Origin of the sequence: Sorangium sp. So ce375 (genome assembly GCF_051473855.1) — a bacterium.
Lineage (GTDB): Bacteria > Myxococcota_A > Polyangia > Polyangiales > Polyangiaceae > Sorangium.
In genome coordinates this window covers 8860397-8882545 of the sequence record NZ_CP150335.1, presented here as the reverse complement: position 1 = coordinate 8882545, position 22149 = coordinate 8860397, and the positions used below count along the sequence as shown (strand labels likewise).

At 69.4% G+C, this 22149-nt stretch carries 18 protein-coding genes and 1 other RNA gene; 7 read left to right on the top strand and 12 right to left on the bottom strand.

Annotated elements, in window-relative coordinates; genetic code table 11:
• Positions 1-127: 127 nt before the first annotated feature.
• Entirely contained in the window at positions 128-751 is a 624-nt protein-coding gene (locus tag WME90_RS32910) for a hypothetical protein (RefSeq protein ID WP_437276002.1), read from the bottom strand.
• A gap of 421 nt (positions 752-1172) precedes the next feature.
• Between WME90_RS32910 and WME90_RS32905 the strand changes: the two genes are divergently transcribed.
• The gene (locus WME90_RS32905) at positions 1173-1577 is read left to right on the top strand and encodes a RidA family protein (protein ID WP_437276001.1); all 405 of its coding nucleotides are present in this window, start codon (positions 1173-1175) and stop codon (positions 1575-1577) included.
• Positions 1578-1693: 116 nt separating this feature from the next.
• Here the strand turns inward: WME90_RS32905 and WME90_RS32900 are convergent, their stop codons facing one another.
• Together WME90_RS32900 and WME90_RS32895 are read right to left on the bottom strand one after the other, a co-directional pair.
• On the bottom strand, positions 1694-2572 hold the full coding sequence (locus WME90_RS32900; protein WP_437276000.1) for a hypothetical protein: 879 nt from the start codon (positions 2570-2572) through the stop codon (positions 1694-1696).
• A gap of 247 nt (positions 2573-2819) precedes the next feature.
• Positions 2820-3953 carry a hypothetical protein gene (locus WME90_RS32895; protein WP_437275999.1) on the bottom strand — a complete coding sequence of 378 codons (1134 nt, stop codon included), beginning with the start codon at positions 3951-3953 and terminating at the stop codon, positions 2820-2822.
• A gap of 307 nt (positions 3954-4260) precedes the next feature.
• On the opposite strand from WME90_RS32895, the gene WME90_RS32890 reads away from it, so the two are divergent.
• A complete protein-coding gene (locus tag WME90_RS32890) occupies positions 4261-4524 on the top strand; it encodes a hypothetical protein (protein ID WP_437275998.1) in 264 nt (87 codons plus the stop codon).
• 275 nt (positions 4525-4799) lie between these two features.
• A complete protein-coding gene (locus tag WME90_RS32885) occupies positions 4800-6704 on the top strand; it encodes a serine/threonine protein kinase (protein ID WP_437275997.1) in 1905 nt (634 codons plus the stop codon).
• Between the two features lie 276 nt (positions 6705-6980).
• Here WME90_RS32885 and WME90_RS32880 read toward each other — a convergent pair whose 3' ends face one another.
• Entirely contained in the window at positions 6981-7211 is a 231-nt protein-coding gene (locus tag WME90_RS32880) for a hypothetical protein (protein WP_437275996.1), read from the bottom strand.
• Positions 7212-7698: 487 nt separating this feature from the next.
• Positions 7699-8043: a transfer-messenger RNA gene (gene ssrA / locus WME90_RS32875) on the bottom strand.
• Between the two features lie 437 nt (positions 8044-8480).
• Here ssrA and WME90_RS32870 point away from each other — a divergent pair.
• Positions 8481-8771: an oxidative damage protection protein gene (locus tag WME90_RS32870; protein ID WP_437275995.1), complete on the top strand. Its 291-nt coding sequence runs from the start codon at positions 8481-8483 to the stop codon at positions 8769-8771.
• Positions 8772-8854: 83 nt separating this feature from the next.
• On the opposite strand, the gene WME90_RS32865 is transcribed toward WME90_RS32870, so the two are convergent.
• Positions 8855-9643, bottom strand: a complete 789-nt coding sequence (locus WME90_RS32865) for a hypothetical protein (RefSeq protein WP_437275994.1) — start codon at positions 9641-9643, stop codon at positions 8855-8857.
• 348 nt (positions 9644-9991) lie between these two features.
• Between WME90_RS32865 and WME90_RS32860 the strand changes: the two genes are divergently transcribed.
• Together WME90_RS32860 and WME90_RS32855 are read left to right on the top strand one after the other, a co-directional pair.
• Positions 9992-11062: an esterase/lipase family protein gene (locus WME90_RS32860; protein WP_437275993.1), complete on the top strand. Its 1071-nt coding sequence runs from the start codon at positions 9992-9994 to the stop codon at positions 11060-11062.
• A gap of 86 nt (positions 11063-11148) precedes the next feature.
• Positions 11149-12924 (top strand): hypothetical protein, encoded by a 1776-nt coding sequence (locus tag WME90_RS32855; protein ID WP_437275992.1) that lies wholly within the window; start codon positions 11149-11151, stop codon positions 12922-12924.
• Between the two features lie 121 nt (positions 12925-13045).
• Here the strand turns inward: WME90_RS32855 and WME90_RS32850 are convergent, their stop codons facing one another.
• Positions 13046-14287 (bottom strand): BamA/TamA family outer membrane protein, encoded by a 1242-nt coding sequence (locus tag WME90_RS32850; protein ID WP_437275991.1) that lies wholly within the window; start codon positions 14285-14287, stop codon positions 13046-13048.
• Between the two features lie 578 nt (positions 14288-14865).
• Here WME90_RS32850 and WME90_RS32845 point away from each other — a divergent pair.
• Positions 14866-16482 carry an NTP/NDP exchange transporter gene (locus WME90_RS32845; RefSeq protein ID WP_437275990.1) on the top strand — a complete coding sequence of 539 codons (1617 nt, stop codon included), beginning with the start codon at positions 14866-14868 and terminating at the stop codon, positions 16480-16482.
• Between the two features lie 35 nt (positions 16483-16517).
• Here WME90_RS32845 and WME90_RS32840 read toward each other — a convergent pair whose 3' ends face one another.
• The 5 genes from WME90_RS32840 to WME90_RS32820 form a co-directional block, all read right to left on the bottom strand.
• Positions 16518-18119, bottom strand: a complete 1602-nt coding sequence (locus WME90_RS32840; RefSeq protein ID WP_437275989.1) for a GDSL-type esterase/lipase family protein — start codon at positions 18117-18119, stop codon at positions 16518-16520.
• 36 nt (positions 18120-18155) lie between these two features.
• A complete protein-coding gene (locus WME90_RS32835) occupies positions 18156-19691 on the bottom strand; it encodes an FHA domain-containing protein (RefSeq protein ID WP_437275988.1) in 1536 nt (511 codons plus the stop codon).
• Between the two features lie 329 nt (positions 19692-20020).
• Complete coding sequence (locus tag WME90_RS32830; protein WP_437275987.1) at positions 20021-20704, bottom strand: TIGR00266 family protein; 684 nt, start codon at positions 20702-20704, stop codon at positions 20021-20023.
• 15 nt (positions 20705-20719) lie between these two features.
• On the bottom strand, positions 20720-21388 hold the full coding sequence (locus tag WME90_RS32825) for a TIGR00266 family protein (protein ID WP_437275986.1): 669 nt from the start codon (positions 21386-21388) through the stop codon (positions 20720-20722).
• Positions 21389-21408: 20 nt separating this feature from the next.
• Positions 21409-22104, bottom strand: a complete 696-nt coding sequence (locus WME90_RS32820) for a TIGR00266 family protein (RefSeq protein ID WP_437275985.1) — start codon at positions 22102-22104, stop codon at positions 21409-21411.
• Positions 22105-22149 lie beyond the last annotated feature (45 nt).

Here is a 22149-nt window from a genome sequence, read left to right as displayed (position 1 = left end):
CGCTGGGCGCTTACGCCGCGGCGCCCCGCCGGGGCGCCAGCGCTGGCCCGGGTCACTTCACCGCAGGCTGGCTGTGGCGTGAACCGCGCACGACGAGGGGGCGAGCCGACCTGGCGTGAGGTCGCGCTCACCGGAACGGCCAGATCGCGGCCGCGGCGATGCAGCGTAGGTCACGGATCGCGTCGAGCGCGGGCGCAGCCGGCTGATCGCGATCCGCCTCGTCGGTCGACTCGAAGATCGCGAGCGTCCGATCGGAGGGTGGGGTCTCGCACGTCGGGACGCGCTCGACCGGCCGCGAGTCGTCGAGATCCGAGGGGTGCGCCGCGTGCAGCACGCCGCGACGGAAGGCGAACATACCTGCGTCCCGCATGCGCTCGCCGCTGAACATCACATCGACATCCGCGCCGCACCGCACCTGACCGTCCAGCGAGCCGCCAGGCCACGCGACGCGTGCAATCCACGTCGATGGGCCGGCGGGCGGCACCGCTCCCCAGGCGAGCACGCATTCCCCCGGAGCCCCTGCGCGCGCGGCCTCCTGGTCGAGGGCGCGGCGCACCTGGGGGAGGACCTGGTTGATCTCCATGCGCACGGTGATCTGCGCGGCGGCCACGGTCGCCGCCGGCTCCGCCGTACCCTGCGCCGCGGCGGCGGACGCCGTGGGGCGGGGCGCCGGAGCATGCGACGGCGGTTGCGACGGCCCGCAGGCGCCAAGCAGGAGCGCTGATGCGGCGTACAGGATGTCGCGGAGCATCGCTCGACTGTCGGCGCGACCGCGCCGTGGGTCAAGCAGGGCGCCGCCGAGGAGGAGCGAGGGCGGGGCCAGGACGCCGATGCAGCCCGACAGCGGCTCGCCACACCAGCATCCGCTTCGTCACGCCCGACGGCGCGGCGGGTAGCGCCCACTGCGGCGGCCTCGCGGCGGGGGACGTGCAGGCAGCGCGTATCGCCCACGAGGGACCCACGATTTGCGCTCGTGGGTATGCCCGAGGCCCTTTTCATGAAACCAAGCCGTTCGGCGTCCGCGTGCGGGTCGTGGAACTCGGCGCCTTCCAACGACGGAGATCTTACGCAAGGCTTTGGGATCGGCGCGTCACTTCGGATCTCCTTACCAGGCCCACGACGCGCACGGCGCTTGACATCCTCGGATTGGTTTGCTTTTCCTTTCTCCCTCAGTGCGCTCGGTCAAGATCAACCCGCCCGACGTCCACCGAACTCCCGGTTATCACCACGTCACGATCGTCGAGGCCGGCCGGCTGGCCTTCCTCGCCGGCCAGTGCCCACTCGACCTCGACGGCAACGTGGTTGGCCTGGGCGACTACCTCGCGCAGGCCGACCAGGTGGCAGCGAACGCGCTGACCGTTTTGAACGCGGTTGGGGCGCAGCCCGCCGACGTGGTGCGCTCGGTGATTTACGTGGTCAGCGACGACGACCAGGTGCTGGGCGCGGTGTGGCAGCGACTGAACGACTCGGCGCTCGGCCCGGCCTTCAGTACGGCCAGCACCCTGCTCGGGGTCGCTTCGCTCGGCTTCACAGGTCAGCTGGTCGAGCTGGACCTGACCGCCGCACTCCACGGTTGATCCGGCGGCGGCCGGTATCGACGGCCCCGGTGCGCGTCCTTTCCTTTCTTGAGGCCCGCAGGCTGGAGGTCCCCGCACGCGCTCCGACGTCACGCTCCCTGACCGAGGACCCTCGTTCAGTGGAAGGCGAAGCGGTCGACCGTGATCTCGTAGCTGGGTTGTTCGCCGCGCTCGATGCGGCCACCGAGCGATATGTTGTGCTCCTCGCCGCTCGTCGCCACGTACTTCGCGTCGGCCGCCACGAACGTGCACGCACCCTCGATCGGCTGCGGGCGCTCGAAGAGGCAGCCGTAGCCGTCCTCGGCGACGGGGCGACAGATGCGGGTGTCGATCTTCAGCGCCTCGACCTCCTCGCGCGAAAACAGGCGCTCCTCGTAGGTGATCTTCATGGGCTTCTCGCAGCGAACGTAGATGGGCAGATACTGGTGCTGCGCGTCCCGGTACACGACGCCGTCTTCGATCTCCTCGCGCGTGCCCGCGGCCACGTCCAGATAGCCCTTCAGGCGGACCGGCGCCTCGATCGCGGCGGGGAGACCCTCGGCGGGCATCGCCTCGGCGTGCGGGTGATCGCCGGCGTAGACGAGGACGTTGAGGAAGCGGTGCCGCGCGCCGTCCCCGGCGGGGTCGAAGATCTCGCTGACCGCGTCGCACCGTGCGGCCTGCTCGGCGGAGTGGCTCTCCATGTTGTCCCCGCTCGACTCGAACCCGAGCTCGTAGACGCCCACGCTCGCTCCCCAGCCATTGTCGTTCTTGGACGCGGCCAGGCCGGCGGCGTCGTTGTCTGGGGCGATCCAGAGGTTGTTGGTGGTGAGCTCGGGGACGTGCGCTAGCGAGCGAACGAGGGAGCCGTTGTCGCCGCAGCCGCGCCCGATCTGTTCATAGGCGGTGTCTACCTCCGCCGGAGTCGAGGGGGGTGCCGGCGCCGCGGTGGGCTCAGCGAGCGTGTCGCCATCCGATCCGCCGCAGCCCGCGACGAAGATGAAAGGAGCCCCCACGAGAACCAGCGAACGAAAGCAGTTACTCATGGCCGCGGTGGGAGCAAAGCTCGTACCTCCCCGACCCATGCGAATTTTCCGTCCAAATCGCAGCGCGAGACGCGACGCGTGAACGGGGCGCCACACCTCGGCCGCTTACGACGCGGCCGGCGTCATCAACCTCGCCGCCGAGCGCACCCGGCGCCGCGGGTAGCCCCGGCTGGGCCCGCGCTCGCCGCCCTCGGCGGGTGGCCTCCTGCCCTCACCCTCAGTCTTCGGCGCTGACGATGAACCCGTCCGACGTCGATCCCGGTCGTTTGTTGATGGCCAGGTAGACGCCGCTCGCGTCGGCCGCGATGTGGGAGATGGAATCGTCGGTCTTGACGAGCTGGGTGGGATTCTTCCCGTCCACGCCGACGCGCCACAGCGCTCCGGACGAGGCCCAGTAGAGCGCCTGTGCGTGGGCGACGAAGAAGGTGCCCTCCACGTCGGGGGACGAGAGCACCTCGGTCGGATCGCCGCCGGACACGGGCACGCGCCAGATCGCGCCGGGGCTCATGTAATAAATGAACTCGCCGCTGATCGCGAAGCCCAGGAGGGTGCCACTGTCCACGGTCACGATCACCTGCGGCTCGCCGCCGGTCCGGGGGGAGCGCAGGATCTCGTCGTTGTCGAAGAACTCGGCGGATTCCCAGTAGACGAACCCGGAATCCAGGGCCAGCGTCGTGCTCAAGACGTCGCCGGCTGGACCATGCACGACCTCGTCCCCGGCGTCGAGCCCGACGCTCCTGACCTCGAGCGGCTCCGAGCGCACTCGCTGCGTGAAGAAAACGCGCTCGCCATCGGTCACGACATCTTCGATGTCGCCAAAGTCGTCGACGAGCGTCACCAGATCGAACACGGCACCGCCCGATTTCGGCATCGCGCGGACCCAGTGCGTGACCGAGTTTTCGGCCCAATACACGTTCTTCTCGTCCACCGCGACGGACAGGGGGATATAGGGTGAATCGTAGATCTCCTCGCGCCCTCCCCCCGCCTTCGCCACGCGCGCGACGGCGGTGTGTGAGAGCTGTTCGACCCAGTACACGTGCGACGCGTCGACCGCGATGCCGTGATCGATGGACACGTACTTCCCGGCGTGCGCGAGCACCGTGCAGCCGCCGGCCGACACGCCCACGGGGAGGCACGCGCCATTGCAGGACACCTGCGCTGCTGGGCAGTCGGCGGGCCCCTGTCCGCCCCCGCCGGTCTCGCTGCCCGCGCTCCCGCCGGCCCCGCCCTCGCCCCCTTGCATCTGCCCCCCAGCCCCTTGCGCTTGCCCCCCAGCGCCCTTGTCGTCGCCTCCACAACCAACGATCGTCGACATCACCACGACGGTGCTTGCGAACCAATTCAGCCGCATACAACCCTCCTGTTCCGATCTGCCGACCTGTACGCGCCCGCCGGAGCACGTTTTCGTCGCCGGGGGGCGCGCTGGCGCGGCGTTCGACGGTCGCGGGAGCGATCCATTCGACGCCGTGCGTCGCGCTCGCTCCCGGGCGATCTCGGCGCCCGAGAAGGCCGCCGGGCTGACCAGCCATACCCCCGGGACGAAGGCGTCGGTCCGGTTCTCGGCTGGGCGAGCTACGCCGCCCCTGCCCACCCGAAGCGTGCCGCGCGGTCGGCTCGGCCCGGAGCGGCGAGGGCATGCAGGCGGCGGTGCACGTGGGATGGTCGCCGAGCGAGATGCGGACGCGCCGGCGCCGAGGATCTACCCTGCCGCCATCGTGATCCGCCTGCGCCGTGAGAGTCTCTTCCGCGCCGATGTCGCTGCGCTGGAGCGCCTCGCCCGGTGGCTCGGTCTGCCGGAGCCGCGGCGCTGGCGAACGGAGCGCGAGCGCAAGGCGAAGATCGTCGAGGCGATCGAGAGGTGCGAGAAGCGGCTCGCGAAGGTGGAGGAGGCCGGGTCACGGGTCATGACGGGCGGACGGTAGCTCGCCTGCCTTGACGAGAGAGCGGCCAGTCCGGCTTCCGCGGGGGCTCCGGGCGCGGGACGGTCATTCAGCACCTCGTTCAGCGGAGGAGCTTCCGCAGCAGCTTTCGCCCGCGGTGCAGTCGCTTGTTCGTTGTGCCTGGACGGGCACCAAGCTCTGCTGCGATCTCCTCTAGGCAGCCCGTTCGCTGTGGTGACGGTGGTCGCGCCGCCGGAGGCGAGGTCGAGCGGCGCGGCCGACTTCCCCAGCGCCACCGGTTCGAGTAGCATGTCGCCATGGGTGGACTCACACAGCTGAGACCAGGGGATATCTTCGCGCAAGACTTCCGCGTCGTGAAGCCGTTGCGGGAGGGCGGGATGGGGGCTGTGTACGTCGCCGAGCAACTTTCGACGACGAAGCTGCGCGCGCTGAAGTTGATGCAGCCGGAGCTGGTAACACAGCCCGCGCTCCGCAAGCGCTTCGATCTTGAAGCGAAGATCGGCGCTCAGATCGAAAGCGATCATGTGGTGGAGGTAATTTCATCCGGTGTCGATGACGCTACAGGATGTCCATGGCTTGCCATGGAGCTATTGGAAGGCGAAGACCTCGATTCCCATGTCCGGCACAATGGGCCACTCCCAATACCAAGCGTTGCTGAGATATTTGATCAGGCTGCGCACGCGCTCAGCAGAGCTCACGATCAACAGATCGTGCATCGAGATCTCAAGCCCGAAAACATCTTCCTTGCCAAAGCGCGGCGCCGCGGCGCAGAATTTGTTGTTAAAATTCTCGACTTCGGCATCGCGCGTATGGTTGCAGAAGTGAAGACCACATCGAGCAAGACGCGTACGGGACTGGGAACTCCCCTGTGGATGGCACCCGAGCAAGCTGAGCCGGGTCGACACATCGTTCCGCAAACTGACGTGTGGGCGCTGGGGCTAATCGCCTTTTGGGCCCTCACAGGACGCTACTTCTGGAAAACTGCGTACGAGCAGTCGGCAACGCTAATGATGCTGGCGATGGAGGCCTTTGTGCGTCCACTGCCGACAGCCTCTGCGCGAGCCGCCGAGTACGGCTGCAAAGAACGAATTCCACCGGGATTCGATCTTTGGTTTGGTCGCTGCGTGGCGCGCGATCAGAAAGACAGGTATGTAAATGCAGCCTCTGCGTGGGCCGCTCTCGAGATCGTGCTGGACGCGAGCAAGCGGTTGTTGGACGCATCCGCGACAGAGAAGCTACCCCTCGGGTCGATTTCATCCGCATCTGTTGCAGAGGCACGCACGCACGGTCCCGACCCACGCCAATATGACGACACGTCATCGACCGCAATGATAGGCGATGCGCTCTCGTTTCCGGAAATATTCGCACGTGAGCGGAGCATCCAGGCGAGCCACCACGAGCAGGCGCTGCTGGTCATGGAGGTCTTGCTGACTGCGATGTTGCAGCAGAGATATCCCGAGATTCTGATCGAAAAAGTGAAGGTGATCTATGCGGAGCTTACCCGCAACGCGTTCGAGCACGGATGTGTTGACGCCTCGGAGGTAGTAACAATCCAGATCGAGGTTACACGCGTCTATGTGACCATCTCGATTTTTAACCCGCCGGGAAGAGTGTTCGATCTAGCGTCGAAGCTGCAAGAGCAGGAACAGTTGCTCAGATCGGAGCCCCGCAGGAGGCGCGGGCGAGGACTCCTCTTCGCGAGGCAGCACGCGTCTTGCCTCGAACAGCTTCGCAGCGATAAGGGTTGTGCGATCCGAGCCATACTATATAGGTCGGGGCACAAGAACAAGCTGGCAGCTCACCAGTTTGATGGATTCGTGGTCGTGAGATTAGAGATTTTTGACAGCCTTGTCACTGGCTTTGGATTGTGGGGAGAGGTGGATGAGATTAGAGAGCAATTCAGAGAGGGTCGGCTTGGAGGAGATATGGTATTTCACTGGCGTGGTCGGCTCATACCAAGTCAAAACCTCTACGTTCTGATGGACCTCGTCGATGTCTGGACCGAAGCCGGTCGGAAGGTTGTTTTTGCGGTATCTGCGGGAGTTTACGACACTTTCCTTAATTACATCGAGATTCTCATTCAGGGTGACCCCGTTGGCGTGACCTACAAGTCGTTTGATGCTGCTGTTCGTGCCATCGCAGCGCAGGATGTGGCTGACATGACGCTTGAGCGTTACAAGGAACTGTATCCAGGTACCTGAGATATGTGAAGAGGCGGGCAAGTGCTGTGTCCCCTTTCTGAGTGCCACTTTTCCCCGCCGGGTGGTCTTATCGGGGCCTGGAGCGCGCGGTCACGGGATCCGTCCTGCGGTGCCCTGCCCGATGATCCCGTCCGTCCGGCTCTGTTACCCCGGCGCGCTCTCTCCCGTTGGCCGAGGTTGGGGGCGACGGCGCTTCATGCAGCGCTTACGGTGCCAGATGTCGCCCGGAGCCTCGAGTTGCCCGGATGATCGCGATGCTTTAAGCTGTTCTGGTTCTTAGTTGCCTTTGTGCTGCAACGCACGTAGCTCGAATTCGCCGCGTGCCTGGATAAGTCTGGCGTTCTGCTCGTCTTTGGCTAGCCGATCCATCTGCCATGGTGTGGCGACGGCACCGATGCCCTTTTCAATTGCTCCTATGAGCCTCTTTATGATCGGTATGCTGGCTGCGATCGGGATGCCACTCCCAACGCCTGTGACTACTGCCGCGATCTGTTCTGCGTCAACCATAATTGCTCTCGAAAATCAGTAGTAGACTCTGCTGGGAAACGTGAGCTTCGCGCAGGCGCTCCAAGGCATCTTTCTGGTCGTCGTTGCCGCTCCAGCTACCCCATGGCCACTATCGTCTGAGGCGAGCGGAGATACCGTCCCGTGTCAAGATGGGGCACGCGCTCGGTAGGGGGCCGGCACGGTCCGGCGCCGGCCAGCAGGGCAGGGACCCCACCCGCCACCTACATCCGCGCGGACCCGGCAGGCAGCGTCTGCTCGCTCGGCTCCGGGCTGCGCAACACGCAGGCTCGGACCCGGGATCCACCCCCGCCCGCATGGTGCCAGCTGTGGCGCTCCGTGGAGCCCCGTACCCTCGCGTCACCTGCCGCGGCCGCTCTCGGTGGTCCCGCCCACGCCGTGCCCGCCCCAAATCCAGGGTCGCCAAGATTTGTCAGGTCACACGCAGGGCACACAAAAAGCAGAAGACACGGCTCTCGCCGTGTCTTCTTGGTGGAGGCGCCGGGAATCGAACCCGGGTCCGCAAGGCATCCAGTCTACCTTCGTTCACGTGCGTAGTCGCCATGCGCCGGCGACGGCGTTCGTAGATTCGGCTACGACCTATCCCTCACTGAATCTCAGTCGCGTTATCGAGGGCGTCCTCACGCGACCCAGCCCTGTGGTTGACACCCTTGGAGTACTAGGACGACCTTCTCCTCAGATGGCTTAGCGGTTATTAGGCCGCGACAGCGTATGCGTTGTCGTTCGCACTTGTAACGTCCCGCTTGATAGGCGGAGCAGGAGCCGCCAGCACGCAGACAGACCTTCAGTCCCCACGTCGAAGCCGATCGCCCCCTCGTGGTTCGTTCAGACGGACCGAATATTGCTAGAAACCGTGCTGCCGTCAACCCCTCGCTGCCAGATCGCTCCGTCGTTGACGTCGCCGTGCTCTCCTGGGGCCCGTTTTTGTCCAATCCTTCCCCGCGCTCCCCGCGCTCCTGCCTCGACCGTCCACGCACCTCCGTCAGCCCAGCCCTCTCCACCTGCCTCAACCCGCACCTGCCTCAACCTGGTGCCGCCCGCCCGATCGGCACCTGCCTCAACCTGGTGCCGCCCGCCAGCCCGTGGTGCCGCCCGCCAGCCCGCCAGCCGCCAACCCGCCCGCCTGTCCGCTCTGGGCGGCCCCCTCTCTGGTCGCCCACCTGCTGACCTCGCCTGCGTGCCTGCTGCTCTCGACGGCTCCTCGTGGCTCGGCTAAGAAGCCCGCGAAAAGGAAAAGGAGTCGGGCAACTTATGTCGAGGATGGTCCAGTGCGTGAAGCTCGGCCGTGAGGCGGAGGGGCTGGAGAAGCCGCCGCTGAAGGGCGAGCTGGGCAAGCGGATTTTCGAGAACGTCTCGAAAGAGGCGTGGCGGATGTGGCTCGAGCACTCGAAGATGCTCATCAACGAGTACCGCCTCGACCTCATCTCCGAGGCCGGCCAGCGGATCTGGATGACCGAGCTCGACAAGTACTTCTTCACGGGCGGGAACGAGGCCGCGCAGCTCCCGCCCGACTACGTGGCGCCCAAGGACAAGCCAGAGTAGCCGACCCGCCCGCCGCCGGCCCTGCCCGGCGGCCGTCCCACCCGCCCTCGGTCACCGTGATCGTGCCCCCCGCCCGCCGCCCCTCAGGGCAGCGGCCCCGGCGTGGGCAGCGCTCCGCCGTTGCGCACGTAGTCGATCAGCGCCGCCGCCATCTGCTTGTCGACCTTCTCGCACTTCGCGGTGACCGCCCCCATCGTCGCGCCCTTGCACTCTCTCTTCCGCTCGATGATGAGCTTGCCCGTCTTCTCGTCGGCCAGGAACGCGTCGCGCGTCTTCTGATCGAGGCTCTTCCACGGGATCGGCGCGAACTTCGGCTTCGGCGGCACGTGCTGCCGGACCTCCTCCGCCATCAGCGTGGCGCACGTCCCGTCCCATCGCAGGACCTCGTATCCGCCCCCGGCGCCGCTCACGACCATGCCCCCCGTCTCGGGCTCGCGGTGATAGAGGATCAGCACCTCCTCATCGAACACAAGCTTGTCGTTCGAGGACGACCCGCCAGAGGCGTTCACCGCATCGGTGTCCCGCGTCAGGTACCCGCGCGTGAACGGCGACCCCTTCGCGAACAGGGTGAGCGCCACGTCCGGATGGAACCCGCTGCAGAGCCGCTTCACGAACGCCACCGGCGGCAAACACTCGTTGCCCCGCTGCTCGCACGTCGTCGGGATCTGCCGCGACGCCTCCGCCGCTGCGTCCTCCTCCTTCTTCCCACCCTCTCCCTCCGCCGCCTCGCCGCCCTCCTTCGCCGCCGGCGCCGCAGCAGCCACGTCGGACGCCGCTTGATCCGGCTCCGACGGAGGAGGCGCCGCGCCGCCGCAAGCGGCCAGGGAAGCCATCAGCAGTACAAGCGCAAACGAGCTCTGGACAGATCGCATGGCCGACGAACCTACCGGAGCCAGCTCGGCTCTCCGCATGGAAAAACAACGGCGACCCGCGACGCAATGCGCCAACGCGGCGTCAAAATGCATGGCGCATTGGCAGAAAGCCCGCTGCTGCCCGCGACGCAATGCGCTGAACACCTCGAATGGTGCAAATTTCCGACAGCGCTTGACATCAGCATCCCATCAGCAGAGTCTGAGCTGATTCCGGCAGGAGGTGGTCGTGCTGGATCTTTCTTCGTAGGCATCCTCGTCATCGCCTGTTGGTGGTTCGCGTAAGTGCAAGTCTCACACGGGGGCTCGTCAATGCGACAGTGGGTGATCGCTTGTCTCGTAGGGTGTGCGATGGTCGGTTCCTGTGCGCTCCTCGCGGGCTGCGTCGCGGCCGAGGAGCAGTTCGATCCGCCGGGCACCAGTGAGGTGCTCACGGGCGCCGGGGGCGGCTCCGGCTCGGGCGTCTGGGCGAGCTCGTCTGGCTCGTCGGGCTCGTCGGACGACCCGGGCGGCAACGGCGGCGGCTGGCCGTCAGGGAAGCTCGGTCCGCCGTATCCGATCGTCCTCGCTCATGGCTTCTTCGGATTCGAGGACTTCGCGGGCGCGGGATACGTCAGCTACTTCTACAACCTCAAACAGGCCCTCGCCGAGAGCGGCGAGACGGTGTTCACGCCCTCCGTCGACCCGTTCAACAGCTCCGAGGTCCGCGGCGCACAGCTGCTCGCGCGGATCGAGCAGGTCCTCGCCGCGACAGGCCACGAGAAGGTCAACATCATCGCCCACTCGCAGGGGGGGCTCGACGCGCGCGTCGTCGCGCACGACAGGCCCGATCTCGTCGCCTCCATCGTGACCGTCGCCACACCCCACCTGGGCTCGAAGGTCGCCGACGTGGCGCTCGAGCTCATCGCCGACGAGCGCCTGCAGGACATCCTCGACGATCTCATCAACGCCATCGGCGCGCCGCTCTACGATCAGATAGGCAACGAGACGAGCGTCTTCGCTTCGCTCGAGCAGTTCTCGTCGCCCGGCATCGCGGAGTTCAACGCGACCTACACCGATTCGCCCGGCGTCTTCTATGCCTCCTTCGGCGGGCGGTCGGGCCGCGCGCGCGGCGGCAGGGATTGCTCGACCCTCACCCCCGCGCCCTTCGTCACGCGGTTCGACGACGGCCTCGACCCGGTCCACCCGCTGCTGTCGCTGACAGAGACCCTCCTCGACGGCGGCATCGGCGAGTCGTTCCCGAACGACGGGCTGGTGCGGGCGCGGGACGCGCGATGGGGGGAGTTCTGGGGCTGTATCCCGGCCGACCACTTCGACGAGATCGGCCAGCTCTTCGGACAGAGCCCGGGCGACGGGAACCCGTGGCTCTATATCGACTTCTACCGGTCCGTGATCGCGCGGCTCCGGCAAGAAGGCTTCTGACGAGGCCGCCGTCGTCCGCGCTCGCCCGCCCTCGGGCCGCTGAAAACCGCCCCGAGCGGCGCCCTCTCCACTACCATCCCCCGCCGATGCTCAAGGCGCTGCTCAAAAGCTCGCTCCCGCTGCTCGCCGCGCTCAGCGCGGGCTGCAGCGGCGACGTGCGGCGGTTCCCCCTGCGCGATCCGGTCTGGCGCGACGCCGACCTGAGCCCCGTCTCGCTGCCCTGCCGGCCCGATCCCGAGGCCCCCGGCGACGATCCGCAGCACCGCCTCTGCTCGCCGGCGCCGTACGAGTCCTCGTTCGCGTGGGACGCCGCCGACAACCTCGTCTTCCGGCCGGTGACGCGGCTCTTCGCCGTGGATCCAGGGGGCGAGGCGGCCAACGTGAACAGCGTCGACGAGGTGCCGGACTCCAGCTGGTTCACCAACCGGATCGGGAAGCGGCCGCTCTCCGTCGAAGAGCTCGTGCGCGGGCCGTGCGGCGACAAGACGCTGGACCCCGAGGCGCCGGACGGGTCCTGGGTCATCGACATGGGCAAGCCGAACGGCGCGAACCCCGGCTTCCGGATCAAGGTCGAGGGCGTCGGCAAGTTCATGCTCAAGGCCGACCCATCGGACCAGCCCGAGCGGGCCACCGGCGCCACCTCCATCGCGGCGCGCCTCTACCACGCCGCCGGCTTCTGGGCGCCGTGCGACTCCGTGGTCTACCTGAAGCCGTCGGTCCTGAAGCTGTCCCCCGGGCTCACGGTGACCGACAACAGCGGCGTCGCCAGGCCGTTCGATCAGGCGGCGCTCGACGGCGTGCTCGCCAAGGCGTCGAAGCGCGGCGATCGGGTCCGCATGGTGGCCTCGCGGTGGCTCCCGGGCCGCGCCCTCGGCCCGTTCAGGTACGAGGGGACGCGGGAGGACGACCCGAACGACGTCATCCCGCACGAGGATCGGCGCGATCTGCGCGGGGGGCGCCTGCTCGCCGCCTGGCTCAACCACTTCGACTCGCGCGAGCAGAACTCGATGGATGTCTGGCTCGCCGAGGACCCGAAGGACAAGGACGCATCGCCGGGCCACGTGCGCCACTACTACATCGATCTCGGCGACTGCTTCGGCAGCGAGTGGGAGTGGGAGGAGATCTCGAAGCGCCTCGGCCACGCCTTCTACTTCGACGCCGAGTACGTGCTCCTCGACTTCGCGACGCTCGGCATCCCCGAGCGGCCGTGGGACCGGGCGAGCCACGACCCGCGGGGCGACATCTTCGGCTTCTTCAGCGATCGCGACTTCCGGCCGGAAGCCTGGCGCGGCGGCTACCCCAACCCGGCCTTCGGGCGAATGACCGAGCTCGACGGCGCCTGGGCCGCCCGGACGCTCGCGCGCTTCACGCCGGAGCTCATCGAGGCGGCGGTGCGGAGCGGCGATTTCACGGCGCCGCGGCACACCGCGTTCCTGCTCGACAAGCTCCTCAAGCGGCAGCGCGCGATCATGACACGGTACCTCACGCGCCTGTCGCCCATCGCCGACGTGGCCCTGGCCTCGCCGGCTGTGCTGTGCGGCGTCGACCTCGCGCGGCGCACCGGCGTCGCGCGCCCGCAGGACCTCCGCTACGAGGCCGCGATGTACGCCGGCGAGGCGCTCGCCCCGAGCGCGCGGCCCGCCGTGCGCCCCTCGCCGGACGGCGGCGTGTGCCTCTCGCTCCCCCACATCGCCGGGGATGGCGGCGCGCCCGACGACGCGCCCTCGCGCTACGCCATCGTCGATATCCTGAACGGGCAGGCGCCCGGCCCGCTGCGCGCCCACCTCTACGACCTCGGCCCGCGCCGCGGCTACAAGCTCGTCGGCATCGAGCGCCCCGACGAGGCCGATCCGCCCAACTGAGGCTCTCCCGCGTCGGATACGGGCCCATCTCGACGTTTTCGGTGCTCAGCGCCCTTTCGTGCGCTTCCGCGCCGAAAACGCCGATCTGGACCCGTCTCCTCTGCGGGTGACCGCCGTTCGCTCAGAAGCCATGGGTGGCGCCGATCATGAAGCGCAGCTCCTGGAGGCCCGCCCCCTGCTCGAAGGTCTCGGTGGCCGAGCCGATCAGGACATCGATGGAGTGGTCGCGCTCACCGCTCGTGCGCAGGCCGAGCACGAACGACATGCGGAGCAGGTCGAGATCGAAATCGCGGAGGTGCTCGCCGAACACGTTGCCCGCGGCGACCTGCACCGTGCCGTCGACGAACGCCCAGATCGGATAACGGTACTCCAGCGTCGCGGCGGCGGCGCTCCGCCCGCGGAGGCGCCCTTCGCGGAAGCCGCGCATCGGCGCGTCGCCGCCGAGCTCGGCGAGCTCGGTGAAGGGGACCTCCGCGGCGCCGAGCGGGTCGGCGAAGGCCGTCGAGAGGGCGAGGCTCAGGATGCGGTCGTGCCCCGTGAGGTCGACGAACCCGCCCAGCGAGCCGCCGTAGCGGACCCACCGGCTCTCCAGCGGCCGCTCCAGATCGGCGGCGTGCTCTCCGAACAGCTCCAGCCGGACGCCGTGGCCCCGCGCCGGGCGCGGCCGGCGCGAGTCGAGGGCGGCCCGGCCTCCGATCCGGTAGGCCGTGTATCCGGTGTCGAACGACGGCGGCATCGGATAACGGCCGCTCGCGACCCGGAAGCCGACCGTCGGCCGGCAGCAGATGTCGTGGAAGTCGACGGTCTTCGCGCCGGTGCTCGCCTCGACGAAGCTGAATGTGCCGAAATCGGCGTGGAGCGTCGCGGTCCCCTCGACGCTGCGGGCGCTGTAGCGGGCCCAGTCGCGCTCCAGCGACCTGGGGCCGATCCCCGCAAACAGCCAGTCTGGCCGGATGTCCGCCTCGCCGCGGAGCTTCAGGTGAGCGCGCGCACCGAGGGGGATGCGATCGGCGACCGTGAGCCTCAGCCAGCCGATTCCGCCGGTCGCGGCGTGGACGCGGAGCTCGTTGCCTGGGACGAACAGGTCATCATAGAAGAAGTAAACGCCGACGCTCGCGCGAAACCCGAAGTCGAAGAGCGCCGTCGGGACGATGCCGATGGTGTCGTTCGGCCCGAAGGTGAAGATGTCCTTGAGCTCCTTGATCCACTCGCCCTGCTCCGCCGCGACGGTGATGTAGCCGAGCGGCCGCCGGACCAGGTACTCGCTGACGAGGTAGGCAGGGAAGAACACGACGCGCGGCACCCAGAGCAGCGCATCGCCGGCGCTCGCCGCCTCGTCCGGGCGACCATCGTAGTCCGTCACAGGGCGCTTCGCGCCGGGCGCAAGCGGCGCCGCGGCGGGAGGCCGTGGCTCCGCCGCCGCGCGAGGAACCAACGGCAGAGTCCGCTGGACCTCGGGCGTCGGCGTGGCCGTCGGCGCGGCCGCGGGCGTCGTTGCGGGCGGCGGTGCAGCTCCTGCCGCAGGCCGATCCACGGCCCCCGCCTGGGGAGCGGCGCTTCCCGCCTGTGGAGCGGCGCCCCCCGCCTGCGGAACGGCCCGCGCCTCGGCGCTCAGCGACAGCGCGGCGCAGCTCGCGAGCGCGGCCGCGCGCCGCCGCCAGGCCGTGCCGAGCGCGCGCGTCCGTCCCTCTTCGTTGGTGCCCAATCCGCCTCGCCTCTCGCACGAAAACACGTCGCGGCGCGGGAGCATAGCGGAGTTCCCGGCCCGAGAGACGCCTGTCTGCGCGGAGCGCCCCTGTCGAACGCTTGTGCGACGGTTCACACGCCCGGCGGTGAGAGGGAGGTTGCCGGCCGGGACCAGGCTCGATAGCCTCGCGCGCCCGGCCATCGGTGCTGTTCCGGCAGCGCCAGAACGGCGGTTTTCCGGGGATGGAGCGGCGGGTGGCGAGCACAGGTGAGAACGAGACACGGGCCCCAGGCGTGCTTCACAGGCTCCTCTCGATCTTCGCCGAGGTGAAGCCGCGCGAGGTCTTCAGCGTCCTCGTCCTGACGCTGAACGTGTTCCTCCTGCTCACGGGCTATTATCTCCTCAAGGTGGTCCGCGAGCCGCTGATCCTCGCGGGCGGCGGGCTCGAGATCGGCGGGCAGCGCCTCGATCTCGACGGCCCCGAGGTGAAGGCCTACGCGGCGGCGGGCCAGGCGCTCCTCCTCGTGGGCGTGGTCCGCGCGTATGGCGCGCTCGCCAGGCGCTTCGGGCGCATGCAGCTCACCACCGCCCTCACGCTCTTCTTCGCGGCGAACCTCGTCCTCTTCTTCCTCCTCGCGCGCCTCGGCGTCCCCCTCGGGGTGCCCTTCTATCTGTGGGTGGGCTGCTTCAACCTCACCGTGATCGCGCAGTTCTGGTCGTTCGCCAACGATGTTTATACGCCCGAGCAGGGCAAGCGGCTCTTCGCGATCGTCGGCATCGGGAGCTCGCTCGGCGCCATGCTCGGCGCGCAGATCGCGAAGCGCATCTACGTGCCGATCGGCCCCTACAACATGATGCTCGTCGCGGCGGGCGTGCTGCTCGCCTGCCTGGGGCTCACCTACCTCGTCCACCGCGACGACCTCGCGCGCCCGGGGGGCGCGGCGGACAAGGCCGAGGCGCCGCCCGGGGGCGCGGCGGGCGGCTTCAAGATCATCGCGCACAACCGCTATCTCCTCCTCATCGCCGGCCTGACGCTCGTCCTCAACTGGGTGAACTCGACCGGCGAGTACATCCTCGATCGCACCCTGATCGAGTTCGCCCAGAGCGCGCTCGACCCGGGCAGCGAGCAGCGCGGCGCACCCGAGCCGCCCGCCGCCGGCGCGGCCGCGGGCGCGCCGCTCGCGGCGGGCGCGCCGGTCTACCTCGTCGATCCGCAGGCGTCGCGCCTGCTCGAAGGGAAGATCGCCGCCGTCAAGGGCGGCGCGTTCGACGTCGAGGCCGGCGGCAAGATCGTCGAGGGCGCCGAGGCGGGGCTCGTCCACCCGCGCACCGAGAAGGGGAAAAAGGCGGCGCTCGGCGCGATCATCGGGACCTTCAAGGGAGATTTCTTCTACTGGGTCAACACGTTCGGCGTCGTCCTGCAGCTCTTCTTCGTCTCCCGCATCTTCAAGTACCTCGGCGTGCGGTTCGCCCTGTTCATCCTGCCGGCCATCGCCCTCCTCGGGTACGCGTCCCTCGCCGTCCTGCCGGCGCTCGCCGTCGTGCGCGTCGCGAAGATCGCCGAGAACAGCGCCGATTACTCCATCCAGAACACCGCGCGGCAGGCGCTCTTCCTGCCGGTCGGCCGCGACGCCAAGTACAGCGCCAAGGCGGCCATCGACACCTTCGTCGTCCGGGCGGGGGACGTGCTCGCCGCCGTCGGCGTGATCGCCGGCCAGGTGCTCGCGCTCTCCACGCGCCACTTCGCGATGGTCAACATGGCCCTCGCGCTCGTGTGGCTCGGCGTCGTGGCCGGCATCGCCCGGGAGCACAGGCGGCTCGCCGCGGACGAGCCTGCGCCGCCTGCGTCCGATGACCTCAAGGCCGCGTAGCCTCAGGGCCGCGTAGCCTCGAGGGCCGCGTAGCCTCAGGGCCGCGCGGCGCTCGCCTTCCAGCCCTCGTACGCTTCCATCAAGGACAGGTACAGCCAGCGGCCGATGACCTCGGCCCCCGCGCCCGACGGGTGCGCGAGATCGGCGCCGCCGAGCCCCCGCTGGACCCAGATCCCCATCGAGCCCGAGCCGCCCATCGCGCCGAAGGTGTCGAAATAGCCGCAGCCGACCTGCCCGGCCACCCTGCGCTGGATCGCCGCGAGCTTCGGGATCACCGGGCGGCTCCGGTACACTTCGCCCTTCTTGTCGGCGCGGTCCATCGGGCCCACGAGCAGGCACGACGACCCGGGCAGCGCCGCCGTCACCTGCTCGAGCACCGCCTTCATCGTCGCCTCGTACTGATCGAGCGGGTACAGCTCGCCGTCCTCGCTCTCGTTCATGCCGTAGTGGAACACCGTCAAGGCCGGGTTCCGCGCGCGCAGCTGCTCGGCGAAGTGGGCGTCGTCGCTCTTGTCGAGGAAGCGGATGCGGCAGCCCTGGATGCCGATGGCGTCGAGCACCACCCCCGGCGTGTCCCGCTCCATCCACACGCCGAACGCCCGCACGCCCGGGCCGTGCGCCCGCACCTCGATGCCGTGCGGCCCGTCCGGGACCTCGTACGTCGCGATCGCCGAGCCGGCCTCGTCGGCCCGCGTGTCGATCATCTCGCGGCTCTCGCCGTCGATCTTGATCTCCATCCGCCCGCCCTCGGGGTGCTTCAGGTAATCGACGGCGAACCGCGAGACAGCCCGCCCGTAGCTCCCGGTCTCCGCGGTGGCGAACCGCGAGAACACCCCCGCGCCCTGCGAGCGGAACGAGACGCCGCCGAGCCCGTAGAGCCCGTCCTTGGCGAACGGGCCCACCACGCGGCTCACCTGCCAGCCAGGGCCGGCGAAGCGGACCACGTCGTTATGGAAATATCCAGGCCATGCGTTGGCCATCAGCATGAACCCGTGGCCCGCGTCGCCGAACCGCTTCTGCAGCTTGCGCCGCAGCGTCGCCGTCACGAAGTCGCTCGCCACGATGGAGTCGCCGAAGTAGGTGATGCGCGCGATCGACTGCGGCGCCTTGCGCTCCACCGCCGCGAGCGCGCGGAAGAACGGCGTCATCGCCTTGCCGCTCGGGTCCTCGATCGGCCGCGGCGGCTTGCCCTCGGAGGCGACCGCGGCCGGCAGGAGCTCGGCGGCCGCGGCGGGCAGCGCGACCTCCTCGGGCTGGCGCAGCTCGGCCTGCTCCGTGGTCTCTGTGGCGAGCGTCGTCTCCCCGACCGACGCCACCGGCGCCGGCGCAGGGACCACGACGAGCCCCTCGCCCTCGGGCAGCGGCGTGAGCACCCGCAGCCGCGACAGGCTCGGGTGCGCGTAGGGGACGAGCACGAGCAGGGCGAGCGTCGCCATCGCCAGGGCAGCCGGCGACGCGAGCCCGTTCCGCGCCGGTGAGCCCACGGGCGCGAGGCCTCCGCCGCGCTCGGCCGGAGGAACACCGCGACCGCCGTGCGGGCGCGCCTCGTGAGCGGCCGGTTCGTGGGCCGCCGGTTCGTGGACGTCCGGCCCGTGGGCGTCCGGCTCGTGAGCCCTGGTGCTGCTCGTGGAGGTCATCGACGCACGCGGAAAGAAGGAGGGAAGCGCCCGGGGCTACGGGGTCTTCTCGGCGGTGCGCTTCTCCAGCTTGTCGAGGGCCGCCGTCGCCTTGTCGCGGCAGACCGCGTCGCCCTGGTGGATGCAGATCGCGCGCAGCAGCTTGATCTCGCTGGCCGACGCCTTCCCGCTCCAGACCTTCGGCTCGAGCGCCCGCCGCTGCGCGGGGTACGAGCTCGAGTCGAGGGCGCTGCTCGTCGGCGCGGCGCCGGAGGCCGAGGGCGCGGGCGCCGAGGTCGCGGCAGAGGCCGAGGCCGAGGGCACGGGCGCCGGTGCAGGCTGCGCGGGCCAGGACGGCGGCGCGCCGAGGTGCGGCACCGGCACCGGCACCGGCTCCGGCTCCGGCGGCGCCTCGGGATCGACCTGCCGCCGCATCTCGGCCACCCGCGCGCGGAGCGCCGTCGGGACGCCCGTCGTCTTGGCGATCTCGTTGAGCAGCGCGAGCTTCTCCGCCTTCGTCCCGGCCTGCTCGACCTGCTGGAACATCCCCTCCGCCCAGCGCTCCTCGATCTCCTTGAAGCGCGGCGTCTCCCGGACCGGCGACGTCTCGGCGATCTCCTGCAGCTTGCGGTGCGCGGCGTCGACGTTCCCCGAACGGAACTGCGCCTCCGCCGCGTCGAGGATCTGCGCGTCGTCGCCCGCCAGCGCCGGCGCCGCGGGCTGCACGTCCGGCTCGGGCGACGTCGACCCGTGCGACCGGGCGCGCGTGACCGCGATCACGGCGATGACGACGATCAAGGCGACGGCGAGCAGCAGCCCCATCGCCTTGCTCGCCCCGCCGAACGAGCGGGACGACTGCACGGAAGGGGCCACGCTCCCGTAGGCGCCGGGCGCCGCCGTGCCGGACGCGCCGTCCGGCCCGGCACGAAAGATCTTGCCAGCGGCGACGAAGCGGAGGCGGACGTCGCCGAGCTCGAGCGCGTCGCCCGCCTCGAGCAGGCCCCGCTTGAGCTCGACGCCGTTGATGCGCACGCCGTTCGCGCTCTGCTTGTCGACGACCTCGTAGCGGCCGTTGCCGAGGCTGATGAGCTCCGCGTGCAGGCGGCTCACGGAGCTGTGGTTGATCGAGATGGTCGCGTCCTCGGAGCGCCCGATCGTGAAGCGCTCGCCGTCGAGCGGGAACTCCGCGCCGGGGGTCGGGCCGACGACCATGACGAGCCGGTTCGGGCGGGTGTGGAGCGGGAGGTGCGCCGTGCTGCGGCTGCCCGGCGGCGGCGTCGGGCTCGTCACGGCGGACGAGAGCGCCTCATCGACGATCTCGATGCGGTAGTCGCCGAGCTGCACGAGGTCGCCGTGGCGCAGGTGCTGCTCGCCGTTGACGCGCCCGCCGTTGACGTACGTGCCGTTGTAGCTGTTGAGATCGCGGATGACCCAGCCCTGGCCGTTCTTGGCGAGCGTGGCGTGGGTGCGCGAGACGTTGCGATCGGTCAGCCGGATCGAGTTCGACTCTCCGCGTCCGAGCGCGTACTCCTCATGGGCGAGGGGGAGCCCCGTCTGTTTCCCCTCGTCATCCTCGATCGTCAGCTTCCACATAGCGGGTTCGGGGCACTCAGGCGGGGCCAGGCTCGCCCCGCGAGCCCCTGCGGAACCGTGGCACCACCGCTCGCCGTACGAGCCTCCTCAGCGAGGCGGGACTACTTTAGCTAGTCCGCCTCCGAGAAGGCAATGACGGCGCGCCGGCCCGTGGCGGGCGGCCGGGACCGCGCCGTCTCCAGCGCCGAAATCCGCGATCGCGGGCGAGAAAGCCCGCCGGGCCGAGGCGAGCGGCCGGCCGCTCGACGGCCCTCCTCGCCGGACGCGCAGCCGCGGCGCCGCGCCGCGCGCGTTCCGTCCAGGATCCGCGGGCAGCGCCGCGCGGCGGCCTACTGGCCGCCCACGGGCCGGAACGGGTGGAGGAACGCCGAGAGCGCCCCCGGGTTCCGCGTCTGCAGCCAGAGCCTCCCGTGCCCCCGGAACTCGCAGACGAGCCCCTCGCCGGACAGGAACAGGCCCTTCAGGCCCGCGAGCTTCCGCACGTGATACCTCAAGCCCTCGGTGAACGCGAGCAGGTGTGTGTTGTCGCAGAGATATCCCTCGTGCTGGCGACCGACGTCGATCGCGTGGATACCGCCGTAGCTCGAGAACCAGATCAGCCCTTCGCCATAGGCCCGGAGCAGCGACAGGCCGCCGGCGAAGAAGCCCTTGGCCCCCTGCCACTTCGCGTCGAGCGTGATGCCGGGCGTGGAGGCGAGATAGGCGCCCGACTGGAGGAAGACCTCCATGCCCGAGCGCAGCACGAGGCGCTCGATCGACCCCTCGGGGGCCGGGGCGAGCCGCATCGACTGCATGGGCGCCGTCGCCGTGAAGGTGCTCTGGAAGAGGCTCTCTCCGGCCGTCAGCCTGCGCTTGAGCGCGCTGCCGAGACCGCCCTGCAGGCTGGTCTTCATGTCGATGGCCGCGTCGCGGGCGACCATCGCGCCGCTCTCCGCGACGATCTGCTCGCCGGCGTGCTCGAAGGTCACGTGGAGGACGCCGAACTCTGGGTTGTCTCGGATCTCGTCGCGCACGCCGTCCCCCGATCTCTAGGGTTGCCGCGGGGCGAGCCGCGCGCCGATCGCCGCGCCGTACCTGCCGGCATTGCGCGACTGGACCCAGAGGCTGCCGTGCCCCTCGACGTGGCAGACGAGGCCCTCGCCCGAGAGCCACGTGCCGAGCCACGTCGACGTGTTCTTGCCGACCCTGCAGGTGAGCGTCGACTCCCACGCTGCGAGGTGCCCCGTGTCGATGACGACGTGCCCTCTCACCGCGAGCTCCTCGAGCGCGCCGAACGCGCCGATGATCATCCGACCCTGTCCGGCCGTCTCCAGCGCGAAGATCCCCGCCCCCGAGAAGAAGCCGCGCAGGCCCGAAGAGCGCGGCTTCACCTCGACATCGGGGCTGGACGCGACATAGGCGCTGCTCTGGACGCACCATTGCCTGTCACCCACCTCCAGCACGGCCATGTCCCCGGAGAGCGGTGTCGCGAACAGCACCTCTCCGTGCCCGCCCTCCGCGATGAACGCGTTCCTGTAGAAGGACTCTCCGGCCAGCATCCGCTTCAAGCCCGACATGATGCCGCCCGACTGCGTCTCCACGCGCACGTTGGTCGACATGCCCACGAGCGCGCCGCTCTCGGCGAACACACGCTCGCCCGGGTCGAGCCGGCACTGCGCGAGGGCCTGGGAGGGACGGTAGAGGAGATTCACCTGCATCGAACGCCTCCGCCGCGCGCTCAGGGCGGGAGCAGCGGCGCGAGCCACCCCACGAGCGCGCCGGCGCTGCGCGACTGGATCAGCACGCGGCCACGGCCCGAGAGCTCGCACACGACGCCTTCGCCAGAGACCATGAGGCCCGTGAGCCCGCCGCCAGGGCTCTTGATCTTCAGCGCGAGGGACGCATCGAACCCGACGAGGTGCCCGCCGTCCACGAGGAGCGACCCGTCGCAGGCGAGCTCCTCGATCGCGCCGTAGCTCGTGATCCAGAGGTCCCCGACGCCGGAGGCCTCCATGAAGAAGACGCCCTCCCGCGCGAGGATGGCGCGCAGCCCACCCCAGCGCACCTCGACATCGACGTCGCCCGCGCTCGCGAGGTACGAGCCCGCGCTGAAGAGCACCGGCTCTCCCTGGAGGCGGACGTGCTTGACGCAGCCGCTGAGCGGTGGAGCGAGCCACACCCACCCGCCCTCCGGCGCCTCGATCCGGTTCACGAAGAACGTCTCGCCCCCCGCGAGCTTCCGGAGCAGCGCGATGACGAACGCCTTCAGCCGCCCGAGGAGCCCGGCCGCGCGGCCCGCGTTCAGCTGGACCTCCGTTCGCAGGCTCGGCGAGCGCGCGACCATCGCGCCCGCCTCCGCGATCAACACCTCGCCCGGATCGAGGCTGACCTCCAGCAGCGAGGACGACGGCTCATGCTTGGTGCGATGCTGCATTCGTCCACCCGCGAGGCACGTACATATAACGGAGCGACGCCGGGA

What these genes read in the sequence shown, in the direction of transcription:
- WME90_RS32910 (WP_437276002.1), bottom strand. Translation starts at nt 751, where the DNA reads ATGCTCCGCGACATCCTGTACGCCGCATCAGCGCTCCTGCTTGGCGCC.
- WME90_RS32895 (WP_437275999.1), bottom strand. Translation starts at nt 3,953, where the DNA reads ATGCGGCTGAATTGGTTCGCAAGCACCGTCGTGGTGATGTCGACGATC.
- WME90_RS32890 (WP_437275998.1), top strand. Translation starts at nt 4,261, where the DNA reads ATGGTCGCCGAGCGAGATGCGGACGCGCCGGCGCCGAGGATCTACCCT.
- WME90_RS32885 (WP_437275997.1), top strand. Translation starts at nt 4,800, where the DNA reads ATGGGTGGACTCACACAGCTGAGACCAGGGGATATCTTCGCGCAAGAC.
- WME90_RS32880 (WP_437275996.1), bottom strand. Translation starts at nt 7,211, where the DNA reads ATGGTTGACGCAGAACAGATCGCGGCAGTAGTCACAGGCGTTGGGAGT.
- WME90_RS32870 (WP_437275995.1), top strand. Translation starts at nt 8,481, where the DNA reads ATGTCGAGGATGGTCCAGTGCGTGAAGCTCGGCCGTGAGGCGGAGGGG.
- WME90_RS32865 (WP_437275994.1), bottom strand. Translation starts at nt 9,643, where the DNA reads ATGCGATCTGTCCAGAGCTCGTTTGCGCTTGTACTGCTGATGGCTTCC.
- WME90_RS32860 (WP_437275993.1), top strand. Translation starts at nt 9,992, where the DNA reads ATGGTCGGTTCCTGTGCGCTCCTCGCGGGCTGCGTCGCGGCCGAGGAG.
- WME90_RS32855 (WP_437275992.1), top strand. Translation starts at nt 11,149, where the DNA reads ATGCTCAAGGCGCTGCTCAAAAGCTCGCTCCCGCTGCTCGCCGCGCTC.
- WME90_RS32840 (WP_437275989.1), bottom strand. Translation starts at nt 18,119, where the DNA reads ATGACCTCCACGAGCAGCACCAGGGCTCACGAGCCGGACGCCCACGGG.
- WME90_RS32835 (WP_437275988.1), bottom strand. Translation starts at nt 19,691, where the DNA reads ATGTGGAAGCTGACGATCGAGGATGACGAGGGGAAACAGACGGGGCTC.
- WME90_RS32825 (WP_437275986.1), bottom strand. Translation starts at nt 21,388, where the DNA reads ATGCAGGTGAATCTCCTCTACCGTCCCTCCCAGGCCCTCGCGCAGTGC.
- WME90_RS32820 (WP_437275985.1), bottom strand. Translation starts at nt 22,104, where the DNA reads ATGCAGCATCGCACCAAGCATGAGCCGTCGTCCTCGCTGCTGGAGGTC.